21 protein-coding genes are annotated in these 26,385 nt (G+C 67.2%); 10 read left to right on the top strand and 11 right to left on the bottom strand.

Annotated features, from left to right (window positions below; translation table 11 throughout):
- Window positions 1-11 precede the first annotated feature (11 nt).
- The 5 genes from QWG60_RS08450 to QWG60_RS08430 form a co-directional block, all read right to left on the bottom strand.
- A complete protein-coding gene (locus tag QWG60_RS08450) occupies window positions 12-464 on the bottom strand; it encodes a Fur family transcriptional regulator (RefSeq protein WP_046078674.1) in 453 nt (150 codons plus the stop codon).
- Between the two features lie 89 nt (window positions 465-553).
- Window positions 554-1,543, bottom strand: a complete 990-nt coding sequence (locus QWG60_RS08445; protein WP_046078675.1) for an alpha-L-glutamate ligase-like protein — start codon at window positions 1,541-1,543, stop codon at window positions 554-556.
- Between the two features lie 4 nt (window positions 1,544-1,547).
- On the bottom strand, window positions 1,548-3,059 hold the full coding sequence (locus QWG60_RS08440; protein ID WP_146909798.1) for an inactive transglutaminase family protein: 1,512 nt from the start codon (window positions 3,057-3,059) through the stop codon (window positions 1,548-1,550).
- 41 nt (window positions 3,060-3,100) lie between these two features.
- Window positions 3,101-3,814, bottom strand: a complete 714-nt coding sequence (locus tag QWG60_RS08435) for an ATP-dependent zinc protease family protein (RefSeq protein WP_237022383.1) — start codon at window positions 3,812-3,814, stop codon at window positions 3,101-3,103.
- Window positions 3,815-4,320: 506 nt separating this feature from the next.
- Complete coding sequence (locus QWG60_RS08430) at window positions 4,321-6,645, bottom strand: FdhF/YdeP family oxidoreductase (RefSeq protein WP_146909800.1); 2,325 nt, start codon at window positions 6,643-6,645, stop codon at window positions 4,321-4,323.
- A gap of 201 nt (window positions 6,646-6,846) precedes the next feature.
- Between QWG60_RS08430 and QWG60_RS08425 the strand changes: the two genes are divergently transcribed.
- A complete protein-coding gene (locus tag QWG60_RS08425) occupies window positions 6,847-7,755 on the top strand; it encodes a LysR family transcriptional regulator (protein ID WP_146909803.1) in 909 nt (302 codons plus the stop codon).
- An 81-nt stretch (window positions 7,756-7,836) separates the two neighbouring features.
- The gene (locus tag QWG60_RS08420) at window positions 7,837-8,388 is read left to right on the top strand and encodes a DUF3833 domain-containing protein (protein WP_046078686.1); all 552 of its coding nucleotides are present in this window, start codon (window positions 7,837-7,839) and stop codon (window positions 8,386-8,388) included.
- 110 nt (window positions 8,389-8,498) lie between these two features.
- Here the strand turns inward: QWG60_RS08420 and QWG60_RS08415 are convergent, their stop codons facing one another.
- The 4 genes from QWG60_RS08415 to gorA all read right to left on the bottom strand — a co-directional run bounded on the left by QWG60_RS08415 (window position 8,499) and on the right by gorA (window position 12,573).
- The gene (locus QWG60_RS08415) at window positions 8,499-8,891 is read right to left on the bottom strand and encodes an ectoine synthase (protein WP_035593206.1); all 393 of its coding nucleotides are present in this window, start codon (window positions 8,889-8,891) and stop codon (window positions 8,499-8,501) included.
- 116 nt (window positions 8,892-9,007) lie between these two features.
- Entirely contained in the window at window positions 9,008-10,276 is a 1,269-nt protein-coding gene (ectB, locus tag QWG60_RS08410; protein ID WP_146909804.1) for a diaminobutyrate--2-oxoglutarate transaminase, read from the bottom strand.
- Between the two features lie 92 nt (window positions 10,277-10,368).
- On the bottom strand, window positions 10,369-10,947 hold the full coding sequence (gene ectA, locus QWG60_RS08405) for a diaminobutyrate acetyltransferase (protein ID WP_035593201.1): 579 nt from the start codon (window positions 10,945-10,947) through the stop codon (window positions 10,369-10,371).
- Between the two features lie 258 nt (window positions 10,948-11,205).
- On the bottom strand, window positions 11,206-12,573 hold the full coding sequence (gene gorA, locus QWG60_RS08400; RefSeq protein ID WP_046078688.1) for a glutathione-disulfide reductase: 1,368 nt from the start codon (window positions 12,571-12,573) through the stop codon (window positions 11,206-11,208).
- A gap of 160 nt (window positions 12,574-12,733) precedes the next feature.
- Here gorA and can point away from each other — a divergent pair, with 160 nt between their 5' ends.
- From can to QWG60_RS08360, 8 genes are all read left to right on the top strand, one after another.
- Window positions 12,734-13,387 (top strand): carbonate dehydratase, encoded by a 654-nt coding sequence (can, locus tag QWG60_RS08395; protein ID WP_035593195.1) that lies wholly within the window; start codon window positions 12,734-12,736, stop codon window positions 13,385-13,387.
- 167 nt (window positions 13,388-13,554) lie between these two features.
- The gene (locus QWG60_RS08390) at window positions 13,555-15,129 is read left to right on the top strand and encodes an ABC transporter substrate-binding protein (protein WP_107181902.1); all 1,575 of its coding nucleotides are present in this window, start codon (window positions 13,555-13,557) and stop codon (window positions 15,127-15,129) included.
- Between the two features lie 104 nt (window positions 15,130-15,233).
- Window positions 15,234-16,280, top strand: coding sequence for an ABC transporter permease (locus tag QWG60_RS08385; protein ID WP_146907412.1), 1,047 nt, complete (start codon window positions 15,234-15,236; stop codon window positions 16,278-16,280).
- Window positions 16,277-17,233, top strand: coding sequence for an ABC transporter permease (locus tag QWG60_RS08380; protein ID WP_146907414.1), 957 nt, complete (start codon window positions 16,277-16,279; stop codon window positions 17,231-17,233). Before QWG60_RS08385 ends, QWG60_RS08380 begins: the two co-directional genes overlap by 4 nt.
- A 106-nt stretch (window positions 17,234-17,339) precedes the next feature.
- Entirely contained in the window at window positions 17,340-18,359 is a 1,020-nt protein-coding gene (locus tag QWG60_RS08375; RefSeq protein WP_046078690.1) for an ABC transporter ATP-binding protein, read from the top strand.
- Window positions 18,359-19,432, top strand: coding sequence for an ABC transporter ATP-binding protein (locus QWG60_RS08370; RefSeq protein ID WP_046078691.1), 1,074 nt, complete (start codon window positions 18,359-18,361; stop codon window positions 19,430-19,432). Before QWG60_RS08375 ends, QWG60_RS08370 begins: the two co-directional genes overlap by 1 nt.
- Window positions 19,433-19,749: 317 nt before the next feature.
- The gene (locus QWG60_RS08365; RefSeq protein WP_146907416.1) at window positions 19,750-20,670 is read left to right on the top strand and encodes a LysR family transcriptional regulator; all 921 of its coding nucleotides are present in this window, start codon (window positions 19,750-19,752) and stop codon (window positions 20,668-20,670) included.
- Window positions 20,667-21,695 (top strand): hydrolase, encoded by a 1,029-nt coding sequence (locus tag QWG60_RS08360; RefSeq protein WP_146907419.1) that lies wholly within the window; start codon window positions 20,667-20,669, stop codon window positions 21,693-21,695. The genes QWG60_RS08365 and QWG60_RS08360 overlap by 4 nt, the downstream gene beginning before the upstream one ends.
- Here QWG60_RS08360 and msrA read toward each other — a convergent pair.
- A complete protein-coding gene (gene msrA, locus QWG60_RS08355) occupies window positions 21,676-22,290 on the bottom strand; it encodes a peptide-methionine (S)-S-oxide reductase MsrA (RefSeq protein WP_046078694.1) in 615 nt (204 codons plus the stop codon). The two genes, QWG60_RS08360 and msrA, sit on opposite strands and share 20 nt — an antisense overlap.
- A gap of 34 nt (window positions 22,291-22,324) precedes the next feature.
- Complete coding sequence (tamB, locus tag QWG60_RS08350; protein ID WP_146907578.1) at window positions 22,325-26,344, bottom strand: autotransporter assembly complex protein TamB; 4,020 nt, start codon at window positions 26,342-26,344, stop codon at window positions 22,325-22,327.
- Window positions 26,345-26,385: the final 41 nt, after the last annotated feature.

The following is a 26,385-nucleotide window of genomic DNA, read 5'->3' as shown; positions in this document are numbered from 1 at the left end:
GGGCGTCCGGCTCAGGAGGTGGCAATGGCCGACCGGCAGGCCTCGCACCGGCCGAGCAGCTCGATGGTCTGACGCTGCACGACGAAACCGAGCTCTCGGGCACGTTGGCCGAGGCGCTCGTTGATGTCATCGAGGTGCAGCTCCTCGACCCGCCCGCAGTCGCGACAGATCAGCAGCTGGAAGCCATGGGCGTGTTCCGGGCAGGGGCAGGCCACGTAGGCGTTGAGCGATTCGATGCGATGCACCAGCCCCTGGTCGATCAGAAACTCCAGGGCGCGATACACGGTGGGCGGGCGCGCCGAGGCGTGCTCGGTGGCGAGGCGATCGAGCAGCTCGTAAGCCTTCAGGCCGCCTCGGGTGTCGGCGATGATCTGCAACACCCGCTGGCGGATCGGGGTGAAGCGCACGCCGCGCTGGCGGCACTGTCGCTCGGCCTGTTGTATCAGGGCGCTGGTATCGGTCATGCGAGCCATGCGGTCGAGGATTGAGGGAGCCATTCTACGCGCCCGGCATGGCCCGAGCCAGCCGTGGTGGGTGAGAAGGGCGCGTCGCTTCAGGCCTCGGCCGCCTCGCGAGCTTCCTGCGCCACTCGCTCGAGCTCGCTGCCGCGGGCGAAATGGTGCTGGGCGAAGGCCACTCGAGCTTCCGGCGAGACACCTTCCGGCTGGCGTTCGATGAGGTCGAGCCGCTTGCGCAGTCCCTCCCCATTGGCCATCTGGATCGCCAGACCCGGCCGGGCGTTGAGTTCCAGCAGCATCGGCCCGTGCTGGCGATCGATCACCATGTCGGTGCCGAGATAGCCCAGCGAGGTCATCTCGTAGCAGCCGGCCGCCAGCTCGAGCAGTGTCTTCCAATCGGGAATGCGCAGGCTGGCCAGCTCGTGTCCGGTATCCGGGTGGTCGTGGCGGGCGCGATCGAACTGCACGCCGCGAATCGCCGTGCCGCTGGCGATGTCGATGCCCACGCCCACCGCGCCCTGGTGCAGGTTCGCCTTGCCGTCGGAGGCGGCGGTCGAGAGGCGCATCATGGCCATTACCGGATAGCCCTGGAAGACGATCACGCGGATGTCCGGCACGCCTTCGTAGCTGTACTCGGCAAAGGAGGCATCGAAGTCGATCAGCGCCTCGATCACCGCCACGTCCGGCGACCCGCCCAGGGAGTAGAGCCCGGAGAGGATGTTGGAGACGTGGCGCTCGACGTCCTCGAGGCTGAGATGAGCGCCGCTGGGCTTGACGAAGTGCGCCCCGTCACGCTTCTCGATCACCAGGATGCCCTTGCCGCCGCTGCCCTTGGCCGGCTTGATCACGAAGCCGCCGTGGGTGGCCAGCATCTCGTGGATGCGCTTGACGCCAAACTGCGTCGACACCGTACCGATCAGCGCCGGAGTGGTGATGCCGTACTGCTGGGCGAGCAGCTTGGTCTGGAGCTTGTCATCGACCAGCGGATACAGCCGGCGGTCGTTGTAGCGCCCGATGTAGCGGATGTTGCGCTGGTTCATGCCGATGATGCCCTTGGCACGCAGCTTGCCCGGAGAGGTCCACATGGGCTCAGTCCTCCGTGACGGGCTTGAAGCGACGCAGCTCCAGCAGCCGGTAGCCGGTGTAGTTGCCGAGCATCAGGATCAGCGCCATCAGGATCAGCTGCACACCGAGGAAGTTGAAGGTGATATGGCGAATCCAGGGATTGTTCATCGCCAGGTAGGCCAGCACCGCGGTGAGCATGCTGCCGCCGCCCTGGATCAGTACCTCCTTGGGACCTTCCTCTTCCCACAGGATGGACATGCGCTCGATGGTCCACGACAGGATGATCATCGGGAAGAAGGTGATCTGCAGGCCAGCGTTGAGGCCCATGCGGAAGGACACCACCGAGAACAGCGAGATGATGGCGATGACCGTGATGATCACCGCCGTGACCCTGGCCACCAGCAGCAGGTTCAGGTACGACAGGTAGTTGCGGATCACCAGACCCACGGCCACGACCAGCAGGAAGCCCACGAGCCCGGTCACCAGCGAGGTCTGGATGAAGGCCAGCGCGATCAGTACCGGCATGAAGGTGCCGGATGTCTTGATGCCCACCAGTACCCGCAGCAGCACCACCACCAGTGCGCCGATGGGAATCAGCAGGATGGTCTGGAACAGCGCCTGTTCCTCGAGCGGCAGGCTGTGGATCGAGAAGTTGAGCAGGGTGTCGGCATCCTTGGCCAGCTGGCTGCGCACAGCGGCAGCGGCGGGCTGGTTGCGCGAGATCATCGAGAAGCTGATCCGCGAGTTGGTGCCGCCCTGGACCTCCAGCACCGATTGGCCGGCATTTTCCCACAGCAGCAGGTTGTCCGGGCGTCCACGCTCGCCGTTGGCCGGGTCGAACAGCGCGCTCTCGTCACCGTCGTAGACCTGGATCCAGGTGGTCAGCGTCTGACGGCGACGGCCGTTCTCCAGCTGCAGGCCGCTGACGTTGCGGGCCTGGACGTCGGCCTGGTGGAGCAGCCGAAGCAGCAGCGGTGCGCGGTCGAACTGGGTCAGCAGCAGGCGGACGTTTTCATCGCGACGCTCGTCGCTGAACTCGCTGATCAGCTGCTGGGTGAAGGTGAAGGCATCGGCGCTGCGCGACCAGGCATCGTCGATGACTTCCTGGGCTGCGGTGTCATAGGGAGGCTCCCAGACCACATTGGCCGCCGACCGCGGAGGCGGCACCTCGGCGGGCTTGGCGTTCTCGGCGACGAGCACCTGGGCGCTGTAGTAGAGCTGCTGGTTGCCACGGGCCTCGCGCACCGACCACAGGGCGCGGCGGGCGCCGTCTTCCTCGAGATAGTTGAGGCCGTAGCCGGGAGAAGCGGTGTGCTCGGTAAGCACCCGGAAGCCGGGCTGGGTCGAGGGCAGGGCCATCTCGACCTTGGCGGGGCCGCCATCGGCCTGGAAGTTGACCTGGGCCTCGATCTCCCAGACCTTGCGCTGTTCGCCCGGCGTCCAGGGGACCTCGAACTGGACGTGGCGATGAACGCTCATGGCGATACCGGTGACCAGCAGCAGGGCGACGATCAGATAGAAGGGCAGTCGGGACATGTCGGCTTCCTTGGGCGCGGGACGCTCGGCCTATGCAGAAATCAGGGGCTCGGTGCCGCGTCGGGTGTCTCGGTAGTGTCGTCGGCTTCCGTTGCCGACGATGAAGCGTACTCGGGGCGTGCATAGATATGGCGGCGCGCCACGTCCACGATGGTGATGTCCATCAGGAAGCGCCGCCCCAGCAGCACCGGATAGTCGAGGTGGGTGCGATCATTGAGAGTGAATTCCACGCTCTCGCGCAGCGGGCCCAGCGTCACCAGCTGACGAATCACGGGGCGCGAGGCTTCGCCATTGGCCTGGACGATCTTGACCCGGCGCTCCACAGGGGCCTCGATCCACTGGTCGCGCATGCTCTCGACCACGGTGTCCTCGTCGTTGAGCCCCAGCTTGAAGCGGACCCAGTCCTCACCGTCGCGCTCGAACGGCGTGATCTCGGTGGCCGACAGCGACGAGGTCTGGGCGCCGGAATCGATGCGGGCTTCCAGATAGGTGCCGACCTGCGGCAGGCCGATCCATTCGCTGCGACCCACCAGCGTCTTGTTGTCGAGACGCTCGTCGGCCACCGGGCAGTCGCGTGACGCCGGCTCATGGCGGCTCTCGTCGCGTATTGACTCGAGTTCGCCGCGCACGTTTCGGAGCAGGTAGCCGACCTCGCGAACATCGGCCCGCAGGCCGAGCTGTTCCTCGCGATGCGTCGCCAGGGCCTGGAGGTTGGCATCACAGCGTGCGGTCAGCTCGGTTTCGAGTCGATCCATGCGATTCGCGAAGGCCTGTTGCGAGACCGGCTGGGGCGACGCTTCGTGCTGGGGCACCAGACCGCAACCACCGAGCGATAACAAGGCGGCGAGAGGTGCAATCAGCAGGGGGCGAATCGGCATGTCGACGACATCCTTGGCTCAGGCGAGTGGAGAGGCTAACGCCTCGCGAACTGACGGGATGATAAGGAGCAGGGAGCAGGCTGTCCATGTCGCGGCGGGGAGGAAGACGGTGGCAATGCGGGGTTACAGGAGAGCCTCTCCATCATTGCCATTGCCTCGATTTAACATAATATATATTATGCGAAATGTCTGTCGTGGTGGCTTGATGCCCTTGTGTCGTTATCGCGACACCCCGGCAGCCTGTCATGATGCCAAGTGTCGTCCAGCCTTCACGCTTCCGCCATGGGAACGCGCGTCGCGGTGCCGGAGAATGTCATGATCGACACGCCGGTACCCGGAACCCCTGCCGGGATTCCGGGCGCACGGCCCTGCGGTTGATGTTGTCAGGCCGTCTCGGCGTCCAGCCGCTGGCTGGGTGCAGTGCGCTCGAGCCGGATCGCGATGAACTTCGAGGTCGGCGTGAAGGTCTGCTCGCCGTAGCTGTCGAGCGGCACCAGCGGGTTGGTTTCCGGATAGTAGGCAGCGGCCTGCCCGTCCGGCATGTCATAGGCCACCAGCTGAAAATCGCTGACCCGACGCTCGCGGCCGTCGTCCCACAGCGACACCAGGTCCACCCGGTCACCGGGTGCGAAGCCGAGTCGCCGGATCTCCGTCTCGCTGGCGAACACCACCTCGCGTAGCCCGAAGACGCCGCGGTAGCGATCGTCCAGTCCGTAGAGCGTGGTGTTGTACTGATCATGTGAGCGCAGCGTCTGCAGGATCAGGTCCGGCGTCTCGCCGCGGGCCAGCACCCCGGCGTTGACCAGCGCCTCGGGCAGCGCGTGGGACCGGAACCGGGCCTTGCCGCTGTCCGTGTGCCACACGCGCTCCGCGGCGGGATTGCCCAGATGGAAACCGCCGGGCTGGTCCAGCCGTGCATGGAAGTCCTCGAAGCCGGGAATGGTGTCCGCGATCAGCTCGCGGATGCGGCCATAGTCGGCGATCAGCGACACCCAGTCCACGGGATGATCGCCCAGTGTCGCCCGGGCGATGCCCGCGATGATCGCGGGCTCCGAGCGCAAATGTGCAGATCGCGGTGTCAGCTGGCCGTGGGAAATGTGCACCATGCTGAAGGTATCCTCGACGGTGACGCCCTGGGGGCCCTCGGCCTGCATGTCGATCTCGGTGCGGCCGAGGCACGGCAGGATCAGGGCCTCCCGGCCGGTCACCAGGTGCGAGCGGTTCAGCTTGGTGGCGATGTGCACGGTCAGCTCGCAGTGTCGCAGTGCGGCGTGGGTGCGCTCGGTATCCGGCGTGGCCTGGGCGAAATTGCCGCCCAGGCCGAGAAAGACCTTCGACCGCCCTTCTTCCATCGCCTGTATCGCCTGCACCGTGTTGTGGCCGTGGTCGCGCGGCACCTCGAACCGGAAACGCTCCTTCAGGGCATCGAGCAGCGCCGCCGGCGGCTTCTCGTCGATGCCCATGGTGCGATCGCCCTGCACGTTGCTGTGGCCGCGCACCGGCGACAGCCCCGCTCCCGGCTTGCCGACATTGCCGCGCAGCAGCTGAAGATTGACGATTTCCTGCACCGTGGCCACCGAATGGCGGTGCTGGGTGATACCCATTGCCCAGCACATCACCACCCGTTCGGCGCGGCGATACATCCGGGCGGCCCGCTCGATGTCGTCCAGCGAGAGCCCCGACTGCGCGCGGATATGCGTCCAGGGCGTGGCATCCACGGCGGCCAGGTAGTCGTTCAGGCCGTCGGTGTGTTCCTCGAGGAAGGCGTGATCGAACACCGGCGGCTCTCCGGCCGCCAGCGCTTCGCGCTCCCAGCCCAGCAGATACTTCGCGATGCCGCGCATCAGTGCCATGTCGCCACCGAGGGCCGGCCGGAAATAGGCGGTGCTGGTGGGTTCGGCGCCGTTGCCGAGCATTTCCAGCGGTTTCTGGGGATGCTGGAAACGCTCGAGGCCACGCTCCTTGAGCGGATTGATGCAGATGACCTGGGCGCCGCGCTGCACCGCTTCGCGCAGCGGCTCCAGCATGCGCGGATGATTGGTGCCGGGATTCTGGCCGATGACGAAGATCGCATCGGCGTGCTCGAGATCGTCGAACACCACCGTGCCCTTGCCGACGCCGAGGCTGTCGGTCATGCCGATGCCGCTGGCTTCGTGGCACATGTTCGAGCAGTCGGGAAAGTTGTTGGTGCCGAAGGCGCGCACGAACAGCTGATAGAGATAGGCGGCCTCGTTGCTGGCCCGCCCGGAGGTGTAGAACTCGGCCTGATGCGGCGACTCGAGGCGATTGAGATGCTGGGCGATCAGCGCGAACGCTTCCTCCCAGGGGATCTCGACGTAGCGATCGCTGTCGGCGTCATAGCGCATGGGATGCGACAAGCGTCCCTGGTATTCCAGCCAGTAGTCGCTCTGCCTGAGCAGGTCAGAGACGCGGTGTTCGGCGAAGAAGGCCGGGCCGACGGTGCGTCCGGTGGACTCCCAGTTGACCGCCTTGGCGCCGTTCTCGCAGAACTTCACCAAACCGTTCTCGGGCGCCTCGCCCCAGGCGCAGCCCGGGCAATCGAAGCCGTGATCCTGGTTGGTCTTGAGCATGGCACGGATGTTCTTGACCGCATTGTCGCTGCCCAGCCAGCTCCTGGTCACGCTTTTCAATGCGCCCCAGCCACCCGCCGCCCCCGAATACTCCCTGATAGGATCGTCCTGGCTCATCGTCTCTTCTTTCCCAACTAATGAGCTACCTAACATATTCCTCTTGTCGCGCCGCATCCAATCGAAACTCGTGAAGAATTCATCTGGTTTGTCTATCGATTGCGTCCTACAAGGTCGGATTGTATAGATGGGTTCAATGAAATGACGCGACGACCCGATGGTGTCGCGCCCTTCCGCCCGCGATGACCGACAGGATCCGACATGGACATCAAGCAGCTGAAGTTTCTCCTCGCCCTGGCCGAGACGCATCATTTCGGCAAGGCCGCCGAGCGTTGCCACGTGACGCAGCCGACGCTGTCCATGCGCCTGCGCGCCCTGGAGGAGGAACTGGATCTGGTGCTGGTCAACCGCGGCCATCGGTTCGAGGGGCTCACCGAGGCCGGCGAGCGTATCCTAGCCTGGGCCCGTTCCCTGCTATCGGCCCACGACGGGTTGCAGTCGGAGGCGGCCAACTGCCGAGGTCAGCTGGTGGGCACGTTGCGCCTGGGCATGGTACCGCTGGCGGCCATCGACCCCATGCAGCTCATCCAGCCGCTGAATCGCGCCTTTCCGGAGCTGCGCTTCGCCCTGCAGTCGCAGAGCTCGGAGCGCATCATCGACGACCTCAATCGCAACCAGCTGGATATCGGGCTGTGCTATCTCGAGCCGCTGGACGCGACCGATTTCGACGTCATTCGCCTCGGTGCCACCGACATGGGGCTGCTGCACGATACCCGCTACTTCACCTTCGAGGAGACGACGACTCTCGACTGGTCACGTCTCGACGGTCTGCCCCTGGGACTGCTGACCAAGGGGATGCACTATCGTCACTCCATCGGCGTCAGTTTCCGCCGCCACGGCCTGGATCCGTCCCCGGTGCTGGAGAGCGACTCCACCTTCCAGCTCGTACAGGCCGTCGGCGCCGGACTCTGCTGCGCGATCATGCCCTTGAACAGCGGCATCGAGGCGCTCAGCGAGCACCTGCGCATGATCCCCATCGCCGAGGCCAGCACCCAGGCGCCGATGGGGCTGCTGATGCGTCGCACCGAGCCCCGCTCCGGCCTCGCCGAGCAGTGCTTCGCCGAGATTCGCACGCTGTTTCCGGAATCTGATGATATGCCGACAGCCTGATGCCAGATCTGACCGGCTCGGATGGCACCCACGCCACCGCTCCGCTATATTATTGTACAAATTCGATTCAAGGATTCTGCAATGTATAGAAAGCTGTTGGGCCGGGGCCCGGTCGTCTGGCTGGCGATGGCGCTGATGCTCGTCGGCTGTGCCGGTGCCGATGTGGCGCGCTATGCGGGGACCACGCCGCGGCTCGATATCGCCGACTACTTCGAGGGGCAGACACGAGCCTGGGGCATGGTGCAGGACTACAGCGGCGAGGTGCAGCGCCGCTTCACCGTGGACATCGACGGCAGCGTCGAGGGCGATACCCTGACCCTGGATGAGCGTTTCGCCTATGCCGACGGCGAGACTGATCGCCGCGTCTGGACCTTCGAGCGTCGCGACGGTGGCCGCTGGGAGGGGCGCGCCAATGATGTTGAGGGCGTTGTGGTCGCCCGCCAGGTCGGCCATGTCTTTCATATGAGCTATCCGCTCGAGGTGACGGTCGACGGACGCGATCTCACCTTCCAGATGGACGACTGGATGTACCTGCAGCCCGACGGTCGGCTGATCAATCGTACGTCCATGAAGAAGTTCGGCTTCACGCTGGCGGAGATCACCATCGTCTTCGATCGCGACGCCCCGCGCTAGCCGATGTCGAGTGGCGTCCGCTCACCGGTACTCGCCTCTTGCCGAAACGACACGGCCCCGACTCCTGGTGGAGTCGGGGCCGTTGTCGTCATGGCCTGGGCGGCTGATGATCAGTCGTCGGCCGGGGCGTAGGAGCCATCCTCGCGGTGCACCTCGTTGCCGGTCAGGCCCGGGGTGAACACGCAGGCCAGGTGCATGGTCTTGGTGGCCCGCAGCAGGTGCTCGTCGTGCTGATCGAGGATATAGATGTCGCCCGGCTTGATCGGCCAGATCTTGCCGTCGGCCAGGGTCTCGACCTCGCCCTCGCCCTCGATGCAGTACACCGCCTCGAAGTGGTGCTTGTAGTGGATATGGGTCTCGGTGCCCTCGAAGATCCGGGTGATATGGAAGGAGCAGTTGCCGCCGTCATCGGCCAGCGACAGACGGGTGCTGTCCCAGTTGCCGTTCTCGGCGGTGACCAGGCGGTCGGTCTGGCGGGCTTCCTCGAGATTGCGAACGATCATTGGCGCTCTCCATGGGGTGTCTGGTGTGACGGGCGGTCGGGCCTGATCCCGTTCGATCAAGGCCGCCGCCGATGACCGCCCGCCTCGTCGTCAACGAGGCGGGCCAGGGGAATCGATCAGCTCAGGGCCTGGCGGGCGCTGGCCTCGAGAATGTCCAGGGCCTCGATCAGGTCCTCGTCGGGAATGGTCAGCGGGCACAGGCACTTGACCACTTCGCCGTCCTGGCCGCTGGTCTCGATGATCAGGCCGTTCTCGAAGGCCTGGCCGGTGATCTTGTCGGCGATCGCACCGCTGCCCACGTCGATGCCACGCATCAGGCCGCGGCCACGTTCGCTGGCCTCGATGCCGCGCTCGTCGGTGAGCCAGGCGGCGATCTTCTGGAAGCGCTCCTCGACGATGCGGCCCTTGCGCTGCACGTCACGCTCGAAGACGTCATCGCTCCAGTACTGGCGCAGCGTCGCGGCGGCGGTGGTGAAGGCCAGGTTGAAGCCGCGGAAGGTGCCGTTGTATTGGCCCGGCTTCCACTTGTCGAGCTCGGGGCGCATCAGCACGTGGGCGAACGGCAGGCCGAAGCCGGACAGCGACTTGGAGTTGGTGACGATGTCCGGCACCACGTCGGCATGCTCGAAGCTGAAGAACTTGCCGGTGCGACCGCAGCCGGCCTGGATGTCGTCGACGATCAGCAGGATGTCGTGGGCGCGGCAGATGCTTTCGAGACGCTTGAGCCAGTCGAGGCCGGCCACGTTGATGCCGCCCTCGCCCTGCACGGTCTCGACGATCACGCCGGCCGGCACGTCCAGGCCGCCGGACTTGTCGCCGAGCAGCTTCTCGAAATAGTCCAGGGTGTCGGTGGCTTCGCCCATGTAGCCGTCGTACGGCAGGAAGGATGCCCCCTGGGTCGGGACGCCGCCGGTGGCCTCGCGGAACTTGCGGTTACCGGTGGTGGCCAGCGCCCCCATGGTCACGCCGTGGAAGCCATTGGTGAAGGTCACGATGTTGTGACGGCCCTTGGCCACGCGGGCCAGACGGATGGCCGCCTCGACGGCGTTGGTGCCGGTCGGCCCCGGGAAGTGGACCTTGTAGTCCAGGCCCCGCGGTTTGAAGATCACTTCCTCGAGGGTCTCGAGGTAGTCGCGCTTGGCGGCGGTCCAGAAGTCCAGCCCGTGAACGATGCCGTCGCTGGCCAGGTAGTCGACCAGGGCCTGCTTGATCTTGGGGTTGTTGTGACCGTAGTTCAGGGTGCCGGCGCCGGCCAGGAAGTCGATGTACTCGCGGCCCGTCTCGTCGGTCAGGCGCGCGTTCTGCGCCTTGGTGAAGACGACCGGGAAGGAGCGTGAATAGGTCCGGACGTCGGATTCCATGCGTTCGAGGGTCTGGGTCTGCATTGCGACCTCCTGTCGGGGAACGGAAAAAGGATGAAGGAAACGATCGGGTGTCGCGGCGCCGGCGGGATGTGCCGGCGCCGCGACGGGAGACATCAGATGTCGGCAGTCTGGAAGGGGCCGATGCGCACGAGGTTCTCGGGGTCGTGCTCACCGCCAAGCTGATCGGTGGAGAAGTATTCGCGGCTGTTGAGCGGCGCCTGCCAGCGGTCGGCCAGTCGGCGGAACAGCCCCCAGGACGCCTGATTGTCCGGGGTGATGGTGGTCTCGAGGTGATGTACCTCGGAAAGCTCCGGGCGGGTCATCACGGCTTCCACCAGACGGCGGGCCAGGCCGGTGCCACGGGCCTTCTCGCCCACGGCGACCTGCCACAGGAAATAGGTGTCAGGGCAGTTGCTCTTCACGTAGCCCGAGACGAAGCCGACGATCTCGCCTTCCTCGTTGGTGGCCACGGCACAGCTGTCGCGGAACTGGGTGGCCAGGAGCAGGTAGGCGTAGGCGGAGTTGACGTCCAGCGGCGGGCAGGACTTGACCAGTTCATAGATCCCCCAGCCGTCGTCCGGGTTCGGCTTGCGGATAAACAACGGGGCGGTCTGATGACCGACGACGGTGTCGGCGATACTGGGCCGGGCAAGCTCGGCGGAGGGAATGAAAGGCTCTGTGGTCGCGTTCATTATCATGTTCGCTTAGCGAATTCGGGAATTATCATAACAGCCGCTTATTACTATTTCAAAAGCCATGTTATCCAGGCGGCAAAAAACCATAAACATACATTATGGATTTCGCGGAAACACTGCCATGGCGGGCTTCTCACAGCATAGTCCCGCTTCGTCTCCAGGGCCTTCCGGGCTACCAACGCAAGCGGGCCACCCGGTCAGGGTGGCCCGCTCATGTGGCGATGACGTGACGGCGAGATGTCGCCGTCGGTGGCGTCAGTTCCGGGTCGGCGTGCGCATGGTCACGAATTCCTCGGCGCCGGTGGGATGGATGCCCACGGTCTGGTCGAACTGGGCCTTGGTCAGTCCGGCGCGCACCGCGATGGCGATGCCCTGGATCACCTCGCCGGCCTCGTCGCCCACCATGTGGGCGCCGACTACCACGTCGCTCGCGTCATCGACGATCAGCTTCATCAGGCAGCGCTCGCTGCTGCCGGACAGCGTGTGCTTCATGGGGCGAAAATCGGCGCTGTAGACGCGAATGGCATCGAAACGCTCGCGGGCGGCCTCTTCGGAGAGGCCCACGGTGCCGATGTTGGGATGACAGAACACCGCGGTGGCGATGCGCTCGTAATCCAGCGGTGCCGGCGTGGTGTCGCCGAAGTGGTGCTCGACCAGCTTCATCGCCTCTTCCAGCGCCACCGGGGTCAGCTCGGGGCCGTCGGTCACGTCGCCCAGCGCCAGGATCGACGGTACCGAGGTCTCGAAGCGCTCGTTGATCTTGAGCTTGCCGTCGTCGCTGGTGGCCACGTCGAGCTTGTCCAGCCCCAGGCCCTCGAGGTGCGGGCGACGGCCGGTGGCGGCCAGCACGGCGTCGACTTCCAGGGTCTCGCCGCTGGTCAGGGTGACCTTGAGCCCGCCCTCGACCTTCTCGATGGTCTCGATGTTGGTGCCGAAGTGCAGGTTGACGCCCTTCTTGGCCATCTCGTCGCGGGTGAACTCGCGCACTTCCTGGTCGAAGCCGCGCAGGAACAGGTCGCCACGGTAGATCAGGTGGGTGTCGCTGCCCAGGCCGTTGAAGATGCTGGCGAACTCCACGGCGATATAGCCGCCGCCGAGCACCAGAAAGCGTTCCGGAAAACTGTCGAGGTCGAAGACGCGGTTGGAGTCCAGCGTCAGCTCCTTGCCCGGGAAGTCCGGCACCCAGGGCCAGCCGCCCACGGCGACCAGGATCTTCTCGGCGCTGATGGTCTCGCCGCCGACGCTGACGTGATGGGCATCGACCACGCTGGCGCGGCCGTTGATCAGCCGCACGCCAGCGTTGTCGAGCAGCCGGCCGTAGATGCCGTTGAGGCGCTTGATCTCGCCGATCTTGTTGTCGCGCAGGGTCGCCCAGTCGAAGGTCGGTGCCTCGGGCAGGTTCCAGCCGAAGCCGCCGGCGTCCTCGAAGCTGTCATGGAAATGGGCGGCGTAGGAATACAGCTTCTTGGGCACGCAGCCGACGTTGACGCAGGTGCCGCCCAGGTAGCGATCCTCGGCCACGGCGACGCGGGCCCCGGTGGCGGCGGCGGTGCGTGCGGCGCGCACGCCGCCGGATCCCGCCCCGATGACGAACAGGTCGTAGTCGAACTCGGACACAGGCATCTCCTGATAGATGAATGAGAATAAGGGGATGGGCGTGAAGTGGCAGCGATCATACCAGCCGTCGGCAGCCCCCGGGAGGCCCGACGCCATTGACCGGCGCTATGCCGGTAATAAAAAATGCGAGTGGTCCGCAGCCCCGATCATAAGAGACCCCTTCTCAATGAAAACCGAAATGCAGCAGCTGCTCGAGCGCAACCGCGCCTGGGCGGAGAGCGTCAGCCGGGAAGATCCCGATTTCTTCGCCCGCCTCTCCCAGCAGCAGAATCCCGATTACCTGTGGATCGGCTGCTCGGACTCCCGCGTCCCGGCGAACCAGATCATCGATCTGCCGCCGGGCGAAGTCTTCGTCCATCGCAATGTCGCCAACCTGCTCCATCACAACGACATGAACGCCCTGTCGGTGGTGCAGTACGCCGTGGACGTGCTCAAGGTCAAGCACATCATGATCGTCGGCCACTACGGCTGTGGCGGGGTGAAGGCGGCGGTGACCGGCGGCGAGTGCGGCATCGTCGACTACTGGCTGCATTCGGTACGCGAGCTCTACAGCCTGCATCGCCCGGACCTCGAGCGCCTTCCGCTGGGCGAGCAGGTCGATCGCATGTGCGAGCTCAACGTCCGGGCACAGGTCAACAACCTGTGCCGTACCAAGATCCTCCAGCGGGCCTGGCAGCGTGGCCAGCCACTGGCCGTGCACGGCTGGGTCTACGGCCTGAACGATGGACTCGCCACCGACCTGGACTGCAGCGTGACCGGCCTCGATCAGGTCTCGACCCTGTACCGGATCGACCGCGTGGCGCCCTCCGGCGACGACTGATCCTCTGCCGCCCGGGGCGCCTATTCGCCGGGCGCATGACGCCTCTCGTTATTTCGATTGTCCTGACGCCGCGGAACTCTCTATGTTGAATGCCGGACCGGAACAAACGGTCGTTCGCCTCATTCCGGGGCGCTACGCATAACAATCCATCCGGCATGGAATCCAACATGACAATCAAGAAGACTCTTCTGGCCAGCGCCGTCGGCGCGGCCATGACCGCGGCTGCCATCGCCCCGGCCGCCCAGGCCGAGACCACCCTCAGCATGGCCTACGATGCCGATCCGGTGTCGCTCGACATCCACGAGCAGCTCTCCGGCGGCATCCTGCAGCTCTCGCACATGACCTTCGATCCGCTGGTGCGCTGGAACCAGGACCTCGAGTTCGCGCCGCGCCTGGCCACCGACTGGGAGCAGGTCGACGACACCACCCTGCGCATGACCCTGCGTGAGGGCGTCGAATTCCACAGCGGCAATGCCTTCACCGCCGATGACGTGGTGTGGACCGTGGAGCGTCTCAAGCGCAGCCCCGACTTCAAGGCGATCTTCGCGCCCATCGACTCGGTGACCGCGGTCGACGAGCACACCGTGGAGTTCACCACCGAAAAGCCCTACCCGCTGCTGCTCAACCTGGCGACCTATATCTTCCCGATGGACAGCCAGTTCTACAGCGGTGAAGACGCCGACGGCGATCCCAAGGACGAGATCGTCAAGAACGGCAATTCCTACGCCTCGCGGCATCTCTCCGGCACCGGCCCCTTCGAGGTCACCGAACGCCAGCAGGGCGTGCGCGTGGTGTTCGAGCGCAACGACGACTACTGGGACGAGGAGTCCCCGGGCAACGTCGACGAGATCGTGATGACGCCGATCAGCGAGAACGCCACCCGCGTGGCCGCCCTGCTCTCCGGCGACGTCGATTTCATCGCCCCGGTGCCACCCAACGATCTGGAACGCATCCGCAACGACGACGATACCCAGCTGGTCACCATGTCCGGCACCCGGATCATCCTGTTCCACATGAACCAGGAGCGGGTCGAGGCCTTCCAGGACCCGCGGGTGCGTCAGGCCTTCGCCTACGCCATCAACCAGGAAGGCATCGCCGACCGGCTGATGAAGGGCTTCGCCACCCCGGCGGCCCAGATGTCGCCGCAGGGCTATGCCGGCCACGTGGACGGCCTCGAGCCGCGCTACGACGTCGAACGGGCCAAGGAGCTGATGGCCGAGGCCGGCTATGAAGACGGCTTCGAGATCACCATGATGGCGCCCAACAACCGCTACGTGAACGATGCCAAGATCGCTCAGGCGGTGGCCGCCATGCTGGCGCGCATCAACGTTACGGTGGATCTCAAGACCCTGCCCAAGGCCCAGTACTGGGGCGAGTATGACGATCGCGTGGCCGACATGATGATGATCGGCTGGCACGCCGACACCGAGGACTCGGCCAACCTGCACGAGTACCTCACCGCCTGCCCGGATGCCGACAGCGGGGCCGGTCAGTACAACGCCGGCAACTACTGCAACCCGGAGCTCGACGCCCTGGTCGCCGAGGCCAACCTGGAGGTCGACCTCGAGGCGCGTGCCGAGATGCTGCAGCAGGTCGAGCAGACCCTCCATGACGAGGCCGCCTTCATCCCGCTGCACTGGCAGGATCTGGCGTGGGCGTCCGCCGCCAACGTCAACATCGAGCCGATCGTCAACGTGATGAACTTCCCCTACCTCGGGGACCTGGTCGTCGAGGAGGAGTGATTCCTCCCCTCGCCGGCGGACCGTCGGCGAGGCCTTCCCCATCCTGACCCGGTGGTGCGCTCGGGACGAGCGTGCCACCCCGTATTGCCTACGGGACGCCACTCATGATCGCCTTTCTGATCAAGCGCCTTATCCATGCGCTGCTGGTGATGTTCGTCATCAGCGTGATCGCCTTCGCCATCCAGGACAATCTGGGCGACCCCATCCAGCAGATGGTCGGCCAGTCGGTACCGGAGAGCGAGCGCGCGGCACTGCGCGAGGAGCTGGGCCTGAACGACCCCTTCGCGGTCCAGTACCTGCGCTTCGCCGTCAACGCGGTGCAGTTCGACTTCGGCTATTCCTACGTCTTCAACGAGCCGACCACCGACGTCATCCTGCGCCATCTGCCTGCGACCCTGGAGCTGGTGGCCGCGTCCACCTTCCTGATCATCGCCCTGTCGATCCCCATCGGGGTCTACAGCGCCATTCGGCCGCGCGCCTGGCTGTCGCGGTTCTTCATGGGCGTGTCGATCATCGGCATCTCGATCCCGGTGTTCCTGACCGCCATCGTGCTGATCCAGCTGTTCGCCATCGGCGTGTCCTGGTCGCCCTTCCCCGCCGATACCGGCTGGGGCGCCTGGCTCAATGATCTCGTCAGCACCAACGGCGGCATGCCGGCCTACGGGCGCGGGGACCCGGTGCCGGTGTTCGGCACCTGGGAGACCAACTTCGCCTCCCTCGAGGGGCTGACCTACCTGGTGCTGCCCGCCATCTCGCTGGCCTCGATCATGCTGCCGCTGTTCATCCGCCTGATCCGCGCCGAGATGCTCGAGGTGATGCAGTCGGAGTACGTGAAGTTCGCCCGCGCCAAGGGCATCTCGCTGCGCCGCATCTATTTCCTGCACGCGCTGAAGAACACCATGCTGCCGGTGATCACCGTCGGAGGGGTGCAGATCGGCACCCTGGTCGCCTACACCATCCTCACCGAGACGGTGTTCCAGTGGCCCGGCATGGGCCTGATGTTCCTCGACGCCATCGAGCGTTCCGACATTCCGCTGATCGTCACCTACCTGATGATCGTGGGGCTGATCTTCGTGATCACCAATACCCTGGTCGACCTGATCTACGGCCTGGTCAACCCCACCGTCAAGCTGACAGGAAAGCCCGCATGACCACCTCGACTTCATCCGCTGCGAGCTCGTCCACGGCGAGCCGCTGGGAGCGCTTCCGCGACTCCTACCTGCTCTACAGCTTCCTGCGCGACCCGATCGCCCAGGTCAGCCTGGCGGTGTTCATCCTGATGGTAGCCTGCGCCGTCCTGGCGCCCTGGCTGGCGCCGATGAACCCCTACGACCTGGCGCAGATCGATATCCTGGCCTCGGAGCTGCCGCCGTTCTGGGTCGACGGCAGCGATCCGGCCTATACCATGGGCACCGATGCCCAGGGCCGCGACCTGCTCTCGACCATCCTCTATGGCCTCAGGGTCTCGCTGATCATCGGCTTCGGCGCGGTGGCGCTGCAGGCCACCCTCGGCGTGTGCTTCGGCCTGCTGGCCGGCTATCTGGGCGGGCGCGTCGATGCCTTCCTGATGCGCATGGCGGATATCCAGCTATCGTTCTCCACCCTGATGGTGGCGATCGTGGTCGGCGCGCTGTTCAAGGCGATCTTCGGCGGCGCCACCTTCAGCACCTATGCGGTGCCGCTGCTGGTGCTGATCATCGGCCTGGCCGAATGGCCCCAGTACGCGCGCACCGTGCGCGCCTCGGTGCTGGCCGAGAAGGGCAAGGAATATGTCGACGCCGCCCGCGTGATGGGGCTGCCGAGCCGGCGCATCATGTTCCGCCACATCCTGCCCAACACCCTGTCGCCGATCTTCGTCATCTCCACCGTGCAGGTGGCCAATGCCATCATCTCCGAGGCGGCGCTGTCCTTCCTCGGCCTCGGCATGCCCGAGACCCAGCCCTCGCTGGGTTCGCTGATCAAGTCCGGGTTCGACTACATCCAGTCCGGCTCCTGGTGGATCACCCTGATCCCGGGCCTGGTGCTGGTGGTGCTGGTGCTGGTGATCAACCTGCTCGGCGACTGGCTGCGCGACGTCCTCAACCCGCGTCTCTACAAGGGCTGAGGCCATGCTGCATATCGATACGTACTCAATACCCGACGGTCGCCGGCACGACGTGCTCAACCCGCGCCTCTTCATGCTGCACAAGGGCTGAGGCCAAGGAGTTTCCATGTCACTTCTCGAAGTCAACCACCTCGACGTGCGCTTCGCGCTGCGCCGCGGCGACGTCCAGGCCCTGCGCGACGTCTGCTTCAGCCTGGATCGCGGCGAGCGCCTGGGGATCGTCGGCGAGTCCGGCGCCGGCAAGTCCGTGGCCGCCTTCAGCCTGCTCAACCTGATCGCCAGGCCCGGCTATATCGCCGGCGGCAGCATCACGTTCGACGGCCAGGAGCTGATCGGCCTGTCCGACCGGGCCCTGCGTCGCATCCGCGGGCATCGCATCTCGATGATCTTCCAGGACCCGATGATGACGCTCAATCCGGTGCTGACCATCGGCGAGCAGATGGTCGAGTGCCTGAAGGCCCACCGGCGCATCTCGACCCGCGATGCCCGGGCGATCTCGCTGCGCAAGCTCGAGCAGGTGCAGATCCCCTCGCCCGAGGCGCGCCTCGACCAGTATCCCCATGAGCTGTCCGGCGGCATGCGTCAGCGCGTGATCATCGCCATCGCGCTGCTGCTCGACCCGGACATCATCATCGCCGACGAGCCGACCACGGCGCTGGACGTGACCATCCAGGCCGAGATCATGGCGCTGCTGCTGGAGCTGTGCGAGGAGCACAACGTCGGCCTGGTGCTGATCACCCACGACCTGGGCGTGGTCAGTCAGGTCACCCAGCGCATGCTGGTGATGTACGCCGGCCGCGTGATCGAGCAGGGCCCGACCCGCGAGATCATCAACGACCCGCAGCACCCCTACACCCAGGGCCTGCTCAACGCCCTGCCGCAGATGGCCACGCCCGGCGAGCGGCTCAACCAGATCCCCGGCAGCATGCCGTCGCTCAGCCACCTGCCGAGCGGCTGTGCCTTTCATCCGCGCTGCGGTTTCGTCAATCGGCCCGACGGCTCGCGTCGCCAGGCCTGCGTCGACGAGGTGCCCGGCTTCGTCGCCTCGGGCAACTGCCAGGCGGCCTGCCACATGGTGGCCGAGATGATCGAACGCGAACGCATTCCGGCCGAGGAGCAAGACTGATGACCACCGCCTCTCTTTCTTCATCCACCGGCTCCACCCCGGGCGCTTCCACGGCGCCGGAAGCGGCCCAGCCGCTGCTGTCGATCCGCGGCCTGGAGAAGCGCTTCTCGCTCTCCGGCGACTTTCTCGAGCAGCTCAAGTTCAAGGGCGGCAAGCTGGTGCGCGAGCAGAAGCATGTGCACGCCATCAACGGCGTCGACCTGGACATCCGGCGCGGCGAGGCGCTGTGCGTGGTCGGCGAGTCCGGCTGCGGCAAGTCCACGGTGGCCCGCACCGTGATGGGTCTGATCACCCCCAGCGCCGGCGAGATCCGCTACGACGGTGAACGCATCGACGACCGCTCCACCAAGGAGCTGCTGCCCTACCGCCGGCGCATGCAGATGATCTTCCAGAATCCCTATGCGTCGCTGAACCCGCGCATGACCATCCAGCAGACGCTGGAAGAGCCGATCCGCCTGCACCACCCCGACTGGTCGCCGGCGAAGGTCCAGGACAAGGTCGCCGAGGTGATGAACGCGGTGGGCATTGCCCCGGACTGGGGCGCGCGCTACGGCCACGAGTTCTCCGGCGGCCAGCGTCAGCGCATCGCCATCGCCCGGGCGCTGGCGGTGGACCCGGAGTTCATCGTCGCCGACGAGCCGATCTCGGCGCTTGACGTCTCGATCCAGGCCCAGGTGCTCAACCTGCTGATGGAGGCCCAGCAAGAGCGCAACCTGACCTACCTGTTCATCACCCACGACCTGGCCGTGGTCGAGCACTTCGGCACCCGGGTGGCGGTGATGTATCTGGGCCGGGTGTGCGAGGTGGCGCCCACGGCGACGCTGTTCGCCACCCCGCGCCATCCCTACACCCAGGCGCTGATGTCGGCGATTCCCCGGCTCGAGGACGACCGCCCGCAGCACATCCGCCTGCAGGGCGAGGTGCCCACGCCGGTGAACCTGCCGTCGGGCTGCGTGTTCCACGGCCGCTGCCCGCATGCCAATGCCCGCTGCCGCGACGAGGTCCCGGCGCTGATCGCCACCGACCAGGGCGGGCAGGTGGCCTGTCATGGGGTCGAGGAAGGCCGGATTTAGAGTGGCTGAACGGGGATGATGCCGGGAGCCAGGCGTAGCGAGGGTCCTGCGCCAGGGGTGAGGAGCACTGCTCCGAACGGGCTGGCCATGGATGGCCTGCACTGGCCCTGCCAGCGGCGCAGGATGCGAAAGCGCCGCAGGGCGTCGGTAGCGCTCAGGGAAGGGTTCACAGCGCCCTCGCGGTGGTCCGACACTTCGGGGCTGGCTTCCGGCTGCTCCAGCCCAGCCCGCTTGTTTCGGCCACACCTGACCACCTGGTCGAATAACGCTAACCTGAGTAGACTCCCCGTCCCGGTGATCCGGCAACAAGGAATACGATGGAATTACGCTGGCTGGAAGACTTCATCGCCCTGGCGCGCACGCGCCACTTCTCACGGGCGGCGGAGACCCAGAACGTGACCCAGCCGACCTTCTCGCGCCGCATCAAGCTGCTCGAGGAGGAGATGGGGGCCACCCTGATCAATCGCCAGACCCTGCCGCTGTCGCTGACGCCGGCCGGCGAGGAGTTCCTGGCGCTGTGCGAGGACGTGACCCGGCGAGTCGACACCGCCAGGGAGCGTCTCGGTCAGCTGGCCGAGGCCGACGCCAGCCGCCTGCGGCTGGCCGCGCCCCAGAGCCTGCTGGCCAATTTCCTGCCGGACTGGCTGGCCGGCTTCGATCCCGCCCCGCCGGTCATGCCTTACCTGCGCGCCACCGGCTGGCTGGCCGACGACTACTTTCGGGCCCTGGAGCGCCAGGAATGCGACCTGGTGCTCTGCTACTGGCCCGCCACGCCAGGCACGCTGCCCCTGGAAACCGCAGGCCTGGAGGCCCGGGTGCTCGGCCGCGAGCGGCTGGTGCCGGTGTCGCTGCCCGACGCCGAGGGCCGCCCGCGCTTCTCGCTCGAGGACACCGGGCGTCGCCCGCTGCCGCTGATCGCCTATCACCCCCGTGGGGTGATCGACCAATGCATCCGTGCGCACCTGCAGTCGCTCGGCCAGATGCCGACCTTCAGCGTGCTCAACGAGAGCATCCAGAGCGGCAATATCCGCGAACTGGTGGGCCTCGGCTACGGGCTCGGCTGGCTGCCGGCCCGCTCGATCCAGGCCGCGCTGTCGTCGGGAACCCTGGTTCCTGCCGGCGGCACGCGCTGGCAGGTGCCGCTGGAGATCCGCCTCTTCCGATATCGCGAGAACCCCCATCCGGCGGTGGACGCCCTGTGGCAGCGCATCCCCGATGCCAGGGCCGACGCCACATGACGCCGGAGCGCCATGACGCGGACTTCCAGGCCCCGCCGGGCCTGGCCAATCGCCATCTCCAGACCCTGCTGCCGAGGCTGCTGCCGGCGCCCTCCCCCGTGCTCAGCTGGGAGACGCTGGCGCTGCCCGACGGGGATGTGGTCGAGCTCTGCTGGATCGCGCCGGGGCCCGCCGACGAAGACGCGCCGCTGTTCGTGCTGTTCCATGGGCTGGAAGGTTCCGTGGATTCGCCCTACGCCCGGCAACTGCTCACGGCCGCCGGCGAGCGGGGCTATCGTGCTCTGCTGATGCATTTCCGCGGCTGCGGGCGGCACCCGAACCGTCGACCGCGGGCCTATCACAGCGGTGATACCGCCGATGCCCACTGGCTGTTGACCCGGTTAGCCCGGCGCTATCCCCGGGCACCGCGCATCGCCTGCGGCGTCTCGCTGGGGGCCAATATGCTGCTCAAGCTGGTGGCCGAAGACGCCCAGCGCGAGTTTCCGGCGCTGCATGGCGCGATCGCCATCGCCCCGCCGGTGGACCTTGCGGCGAGTGCCGACTGCCTGGAGCGGGGTTTCGCCCGGGTCTACCAGCGCCACCTGCTCGGCGCGCTGAAGGCCAAGGTGGCGCCGAGGCTCGACGCCGGCGAGCTGCCGTTGGCGCTGTCGTCCCGGGACCTGAACGGTCTTGGCACCCTGCGGCAATATGACGACGCGGTGACCGCGCCGCTGCACGGCTTCGCCGGTGCTGCCGACTACTATCGCCGCGCCTCGGCCGGTCCGAGGCTGGCCGGCATTCGTCTGCCGACCCTGATCCTTCATGCCGAGGATGACCCTTTCATGCCGTCGCGCCTGTACCAGGATGTCACGCTGGGCCCGGGCATTCGTCTGGAAACATCCCGCCACGGCGGGCATGTGGGCTTCATCGAACGCCGAGGCGGAAGGCTGGCGAGCTGGCTGGCGCGCCGCGTCGGCGCTCAGCTGGATGGCTGGGCCGGCGCGACGCCTTCCATGCGCGAGGCGTTCAGCCGATCGGACAGCTGACGCCGGTGCCCTTGAGGCCGCAGTAGCCGTCGGGCTTCTTGTCGAGGTACTGCTGGTGGTAGTCCTCGGCGTAGTAGAAGGTCTCGAGGGGCTCGATGACGGTGGTGACGGGGCCACGCCCGACCTGAGCCAGTGCCTGTTCGTAGGCGTCACGGCTGTGCTCGGCGACCTCGCGCTGGACCTCGTCGGTGACCAGGATGATCGAGCGGTATTGGGGACCGATATCGTTGCCCTGGCGGTTGCCCTGGGTCGGGTCGTGGGCCTCCCAGAAGTGGCGCAGCAGGGTCGCGAGATCGATCGTCGCGGGGTCGAACACGACGCGTACCACCTCGGCGTGGCCGGTGCGTCCGGTGCAGGTCTCCTCGTAGGTGGGGTTGGGCGTCACGCCGCCGGCATAGCCCACGGCGGTGACGTGCACGCCGGGCAGCTGCCAGAACAGCCGCTCGGCGCCCCAGAAGCAGCCCAGACCAAGCACGATCTCCTGCATGCCCGCCGGCCAGGGCGGTGTCATGGCGTGGCCGCTGACCGTATGGCGGCCCTGTATCTGCAGTGGCGTGTCGCGGCCCTCGGGGGCGTACAGCGGCGAAGTGGTCATCGTGTGGCTCCTTGGTTCGTCTTGCTCGTGTCGCTCATCGCGTCAGCGTCGGGGGATCGCCCGGCAGGCTGAAGGTGTAGATCAGGTCGACCGCCTGATTGGCGCCGGAGACCGCTTCCAGGTAGAGATCGCGCCACAGCTTGTAGCGCAGGCTCAGCTCGGCGATCGGCGAGAAGATCCCGACACCATAGCCGACGCTCAACCGGTCGGTCAGGTTCCCGGTCACGACGACCTGGCTGTCTTCGCCGCTGCCGGACGTGTCCAGGCTCAAGTCATCGATGCCGAAGGCCTCGCCGATCGCACCCACGGCGCCGCCGGCCTGGCCCAAGGTGACGCCGATCAGCGCCGAGGTCAGCGCCCCGTCGGCGCCGCCGCTGTCATCCGGCGCCCGGCCACGCAGCGCGTAGGACAGCGCCCGGGCCTCGTTCATGGCCGGCTCGGAGAAGATCTCCAGGCTCGGGTTGGCCGCAGGCCCGGTGACCCGAAGGCCGGCTACCACGCCATCCTGGGTGTTGTCCGGGTTGCGTACCGCCTCGAAGTCGAGCAGCGGCTGTCCCGGCGGGCCGCTGAAATAGAGGATGCCCTGACGGATGATCAGGTCCTGGCCGAAGGCCCGGAAGCGGCCGTCTTCCAGGTTGACGTTGCCGAACAGCTGCACCGGGCCGTCGGACTGGCGCACCTGCAGGTCGCCGAGCAGCTCGGTTTCCAGCCCGTAGGCCTCGAGGCGCATGTCCGGGCCCAGTACCAGGTCCACCTGAACGTCCAGTGCCATGCCGGCCTGCTGCATGGCCTCGGCGGTGCCGGCGCCCGGCTCACCGCTGGCGGCCTGGCGGTCGGCCGCTTCCGCCTCCTCGCGGGTGAGGATGACCTCGTCGGGGCTCGGCGAGACCGCCGAGGCCGGGACCCGACCAATTTCCAGCCGGGCCCAGGGCACGGCCACCTCGCCGCGGACCTGAAGCCGCTCGGGCGTGGCGCGGATCGCCAGGTCGGGGGCCAGGCGCAGGCGCCCGAAGCCCGGTAGCGCGGCCAGCAGCGGAGCCTCGCGCCCTTCCAGGTCGAGGGCTGCCTGCCAGGCGCCGGCCGAGGGCCAGCTCGCGTCGCCGACGATGTTCAGTCGGCCCTCCTCGCTTTGCAGGTAGCCGTCGATGTCGGCGCTGTCGCCGGCCAGGTCGACGGCCAGCTGGCCGTCGACCACCGACAGCGGCAGGCCGAGGCCTTCGGCACGCAGGCCGTCGAGAGCCAGACGGCCGTCCAGGCGCGGCTGCTCGCGATTCCCGGTGATGTCGATACCGGCGGCGAGCGCGCCTTCCAGGGTCTCCAGGTCGGCGATCAGCGGCCGGTAGGGCGCCAGTCGGAAATCGTCGATCTCGAAGCGGCCTTCGAGCCGGCCGGTGCCCAGGGGATCGACGATGCCCAGGTCGAGTTGCATCGCCCCCTGATCGCCGAAGGTCAGCCCCAGGTCCAGGTCAGCGCGGCCCTGGTCGGCATCGAGGGCGAGCGAGAGTCCGGTGCCGGGCACCGACCAGGGCTGGCCATAGGCGTCCTCGCCGTTGATTTCGACGCGGCTGTCGAGGTTGGCGGTGGCCTGCCAGGCGCCGCCGTTCGACCATTCGGCCACCAGATCGCCCTCGGTGGCGCCCTCCACGCCCCACCCCACCGGCATGGCGTCGTTGATCAGGTCCATCGGCAGCTCGCGGATGGCCAGCTCGGCGCGGCCGCTGTCCGGCGAGGCCGACAGCGGTGCCGTCAGGCACAGCCCGCCGCCCTCGGCTCGAATCAGGCAGAACGGCTGGACGTCCACGGCGCTGGCCGTCAGATCGGCGTCGAAGGCCAGCGCCTCGTCGAGGCCGAGGCTGCCGTAGGCGGTGTCGGCGTCCAGCGGCATCAGTCGCCCGCGGTAGCGCTCGCGGGCCTCGTCCAGAGCCCCTTCCAGGGCCAGGTCCAGCGCCGTCAGCGGCCCGTCCGGGTCGCCGTCCACGTCGAGGGTCAGGCGATGCGCCGAGAGCCGGCCATCGAGGCCCAGCGCGATGGTCGGGAAGGCCTGGCCGCCGGCGGCGACGTCGTCGGCGGTCAGGCTCAGGTCGAGGCTGGGGTCGTCCAGGCCGGCCACCTCACCCGCCAGGCGTAGCCGGGCGAGGCGATTGTCGCCGAAGGCCAGCCGGTCGCCGTTCAGGGTCAAGGAGAGCTGAGGTTGCTCGAAGCTGCCGCGGGCCGCGATGTCGCCATCCAGCGCCCCGTCGAGGTCGGGATAGAGGGTGTCCAGGCGCGGCATGTCGATGCGGGCGTCCAGATCCAGGCGACTCGGCGCGACCCGGCCCGAGGCGTCCAGCCGATTCTCGCCCTGGCGCAGACTCAGCGAGGCGATGTCCCAGTTCATGTCGTGATCGCCGGACAGCTGACCCGACAGTGAAAACGGCTGCTGGGCGAGCTCGCCGTCCACGGCAAGCGTCGGCACGCCGAGCCGCCAGCCGTCGGCACTCTGGGAGAAGGCCACCTGTAGCCCACCGTTCAGCCGTCCACTCAGCCCTTCGACGAAGGGCTCGGGGTCGAAGCCGTCGACGTCGAGGCGTGCCGACATCGACAGTGCCTCGGACCAGTCGATCCGCCCTTCGCTGGTCAGCGTGCCTTCCGGCGGCGTCAGGCGCAGCGGCGTCCAGTCGAAGCGCTGCAGGTTGCCCTGACCGTTCAGCGCGAGTTCGGTGCGCGGCAGCGACGGCCCCCGGGCGGCCAGCCCCAGGCTGACCCGATAGTCGTCGAGGGTGCCTTCAGCGTCGAGATCGAGGTGCTCGACCCGCCACGGCTCGGGGGGGCCAGACGCGTCATCGCTCTCGTCATCCTCGTCGCCGGTGGTCGGCATGGCGCCAGGCAGCGGCCACTGCAGCCCGGGGCTGGTCAGCCGGGCGGTGAACGGCCGTGCCGGGTCCAGGGCGTCGAGGTGGGCCGACAGATCGGCTGCCACGGGGCCGGTGGCCGACAGTGCCACGTCCAGGTCGCCGAGATCGCCGGTCAGGGCCAGCTCGAGCCGCTGCCCGGCCAGGGCCGGCAGGCGTTCGGGCAAATAGAAGTCGGCGCCGAGGCTCACGTCGAGGGGGTAATCGTCGCGCAGGGTGACCTCGGCCTCGAGGGTGGCGTCGGCCTCCCGGGAGGTCACCGCCAGCGGGTGCACGGTCACCTGCTGATCGCGGGCCGTGACGCTGAGGTCGAGCCGGTCGATGACGTAGGCCTGGGGCCCCTCGAAGGCGGTGTCTTCCAGGGTCAGACTTGGCACCTCCACTGCCAGTGGCAGGGTGATGTCCGGCAGCCGGAGACGCTCGTCGGCGGGAGCGTCAGTCGACGGCTGCGAATCCCTCACGCCTGCGGCAGCCGGGGCGACGCTGGACGGCAGCGGCGATCGGACCGCTACCGCGGCGTCGATCGCGATGGCCGTGAGCACGTCGTCGCGGCTTTCCGCCTCGCTCAGGGCGAGCCGGTTGCCCGGCGAGATCGACGGTGTGAGTCGCAGCCCGACGAGCCGCGTGGGCGACAGGGTCAGGGCATTGCCCTCGGCCTCGGCGCCGCTCTCGAAGTGCTGCCAGCGCAGGCGGGTGCCATCGGCGAGGCGCACCTCGACGTCGTCCAGCAGTAGCTCGCGCAGCGCCATCGGCAGCGGCAGACGGATCGCTCCGGGCGGGCCGCCGGCGCTCTCCTGCTCTTCCGGAGCGGGTTCGTCGGCGGCGTCGCTGGCACCGAGGCGGATGCGGGCGCCGGTCACGCCCAGGCGGTCGATGCACAGCCGGCCGTGGAGCAGGCAATCGTCGGCCCAGGCGAGCTCGAAGTCCTCGACCGCGACGCTGGCCGGACCGGCCGTCAGGCGTAGGCCTTCGATCGTCAGCGTGTCCAGGGGCGCGCCCTCGACGCGCTCGACCTCGAGCAGCCCGAGTCGCTCGGCCTGGGCGAACAGGGCGCTGGTCCCCCAGGGCGACAGGACCAGGCCCAGCAGCAGCATGACCAGGCCGATCAGCCACAGCGGCAGCAGGATCAACAGCCGGACCAGGGCCCAGCTCAGGCGGCGCATTCTCACGATGATGACTCTCGCAGGCTCAGGTGACGGGCCAC

The sequence above is a fragment of the Halomonas halophila genome (assembly GCF_030406665.1).
GTDB lineage: Bacteria > Pseudomonadota > Gammaproteobacteria > Pseudomonadales > Halomonadaceae > Halomonas > Halomonas halophila.
This window is presented reverse-complemented; position numbering and strand designations above follow the sequence as displayed.

What these genes read in the sequence shown, in the direction of transcription:
- QWG60_RS08375 (WP_046078690.1), top strand. Translation starts at nt 17,340, where the DNA reads ATGTCACTTCTCGAAGTCAACCACCTCGACGTGCGCTTCGCGCTGCGC.
- QWG60_RS08435 (WP_237022383.1), bottom strand. Translation starts at nt 3,814, where the DNA reads ATGGATCGACTCGAAACCGAGCTGACCGCACGCTGTGATGCCAACCTC.
- msrA (WP_046078694.1), bottom strand. Translation starts at nt 22,290, where the DNA reads ATGACCACTTCGCCGCTGTACGCCCCCGAGGGCCGCGACACGCCACTG.
- QWG60_RS08380 (WP_146907414.1), top strand. Translation starts at nt 16,277, where the DNA reads ATGACCACCTCGACTTCATCCGCTGCGAGCTCGTCCACGGCGAGCCGC.
- QWG60_RS08390 (WP_107181902.1), top strand. Translation starts at nt 13,555, where the DNA reads ATGACAATCAAGAAGACTCTTCTGGCCAGCGCCGTCGGCGCGGCCATG.
- can (WP_035593195.1), top strand. Translation starts at nt 12,734, where the DNA reads ATGAAAACCGAAATGCAGCAGCTGCTCGAGCGCAACCGCGCCTGGGCG.
- gorA (WP_046078688.1), bottom strand. Translation starts at nt 12,573, where the DNA reads ATGCCTGTGTCCGAGTTCGACTACGACCTGTTCGTCATCGGGGCGGGA.
- QWG60_RS08450 (WP_046078674.1), bottom strand. Translation starts at nt 464, where the DNA reads ATGACCGATACCAGCGCCCTGATACAACAGGCCGAGCGACAGTGCCGC.
- QWG60_RS08370 (WP_046078691.1), top strand. Translation starts at nt 18,359, where the DNA reads ATGACCACCGCCTCTCTTTCTTCATCCACCGGCTCCACCCCGGGCGCT.
- QWG60_RS08440 (WP_146909798.1), bottom strand. Translation starts at nt 3,059, where the DNA reads ATGTCCCGACTGCCCTTCTATCTGATCGTCGCCCTGCTGCTGGTCACC.
- ectA (WP_035593201.1), bottom strand. Translation starts at nt 10,947, where the DNA reads ATGAACGCGACCACAGAGCCTTTCATTCCCTCCGCCGAGCTTGCCCGG.
- QWG60_RS08385 (WP_146907412.1), top strand. Translation starts at nt 15,234, where the DNA reads ATGATCGCCTTTCTGATCAAGCGCCTTATCCATGCGCTGCTGGTGATG.
- QWG60_RS08420 (WP_046078686.1), top strand. Translation starts at nt 7,837, where the DNA reads ATGTATAGAAAGCTGTTGGGCCGGGGCCCGGTCGTCTGGCTGGCGATG.
- ectB (WP_146909804.1), bottom strand. Translation starts at nt 10,276, where the DNA reads ATGCAGACCCAGACCCTCGAACGCATGGAATCCGACGTCCGGACCTAT.
- QWG60_RS08415 (WP_035593206.1), bottom strand. Translation starts at nt 8,891, where the DNA reads ATGATCGTTCGCAATCTCGAGGAAGCCCGCCAGACCGACCGCCTGGTC.
- QWG60_RS08360 (WP_146907419.1), top strand. Translation starts at nt 20,667, where the DNA reads ATGACGCCGGAGCGCCATGACGCGGACTTCCAGGCCCCGCCGGGCCTG.
- QWG60_RS08430 (WP_146909800.1), bottom strand. Translation starts at nt 6,645, where the DNA reads ATGAGCCAGGACGATCCTATCAGGGAGTATTCGGGGGCGGCGGGTGGC.
- QWG60_RS08445 (WP_046078675.1), bottom strand. Translation starts at nt 1,543, where the DNA reads ATGTGGACCTCTCCGGGCAAGCTGCGTGCCAAGGGCATCATCGGCATG.
- QWG60_RS08425 (WP_146909803.1), top strand. Translation starts at nt 6,847, where the DNA reads ATGGACATCAAGCAGCTGAAGTTTCTCCTCGCCCTGGCCGAGACGCAT.
- tamB (WP_146907578.1), bottom strand. Translation starts at nt 26,344, where the DNA reads ATGCGCCGCCTGAGCTGGGCCCTGGTCCGGCTGTTGATCCTGCTGCCG.
- QWG60_RS08365 (WP_146907416.1), top strand. Translation starts at nt 19,750, where the DNA reads ATGGAATTACGCTGGCTGGAAGACTTCATCGCCCTGGCGCGCACGCGC.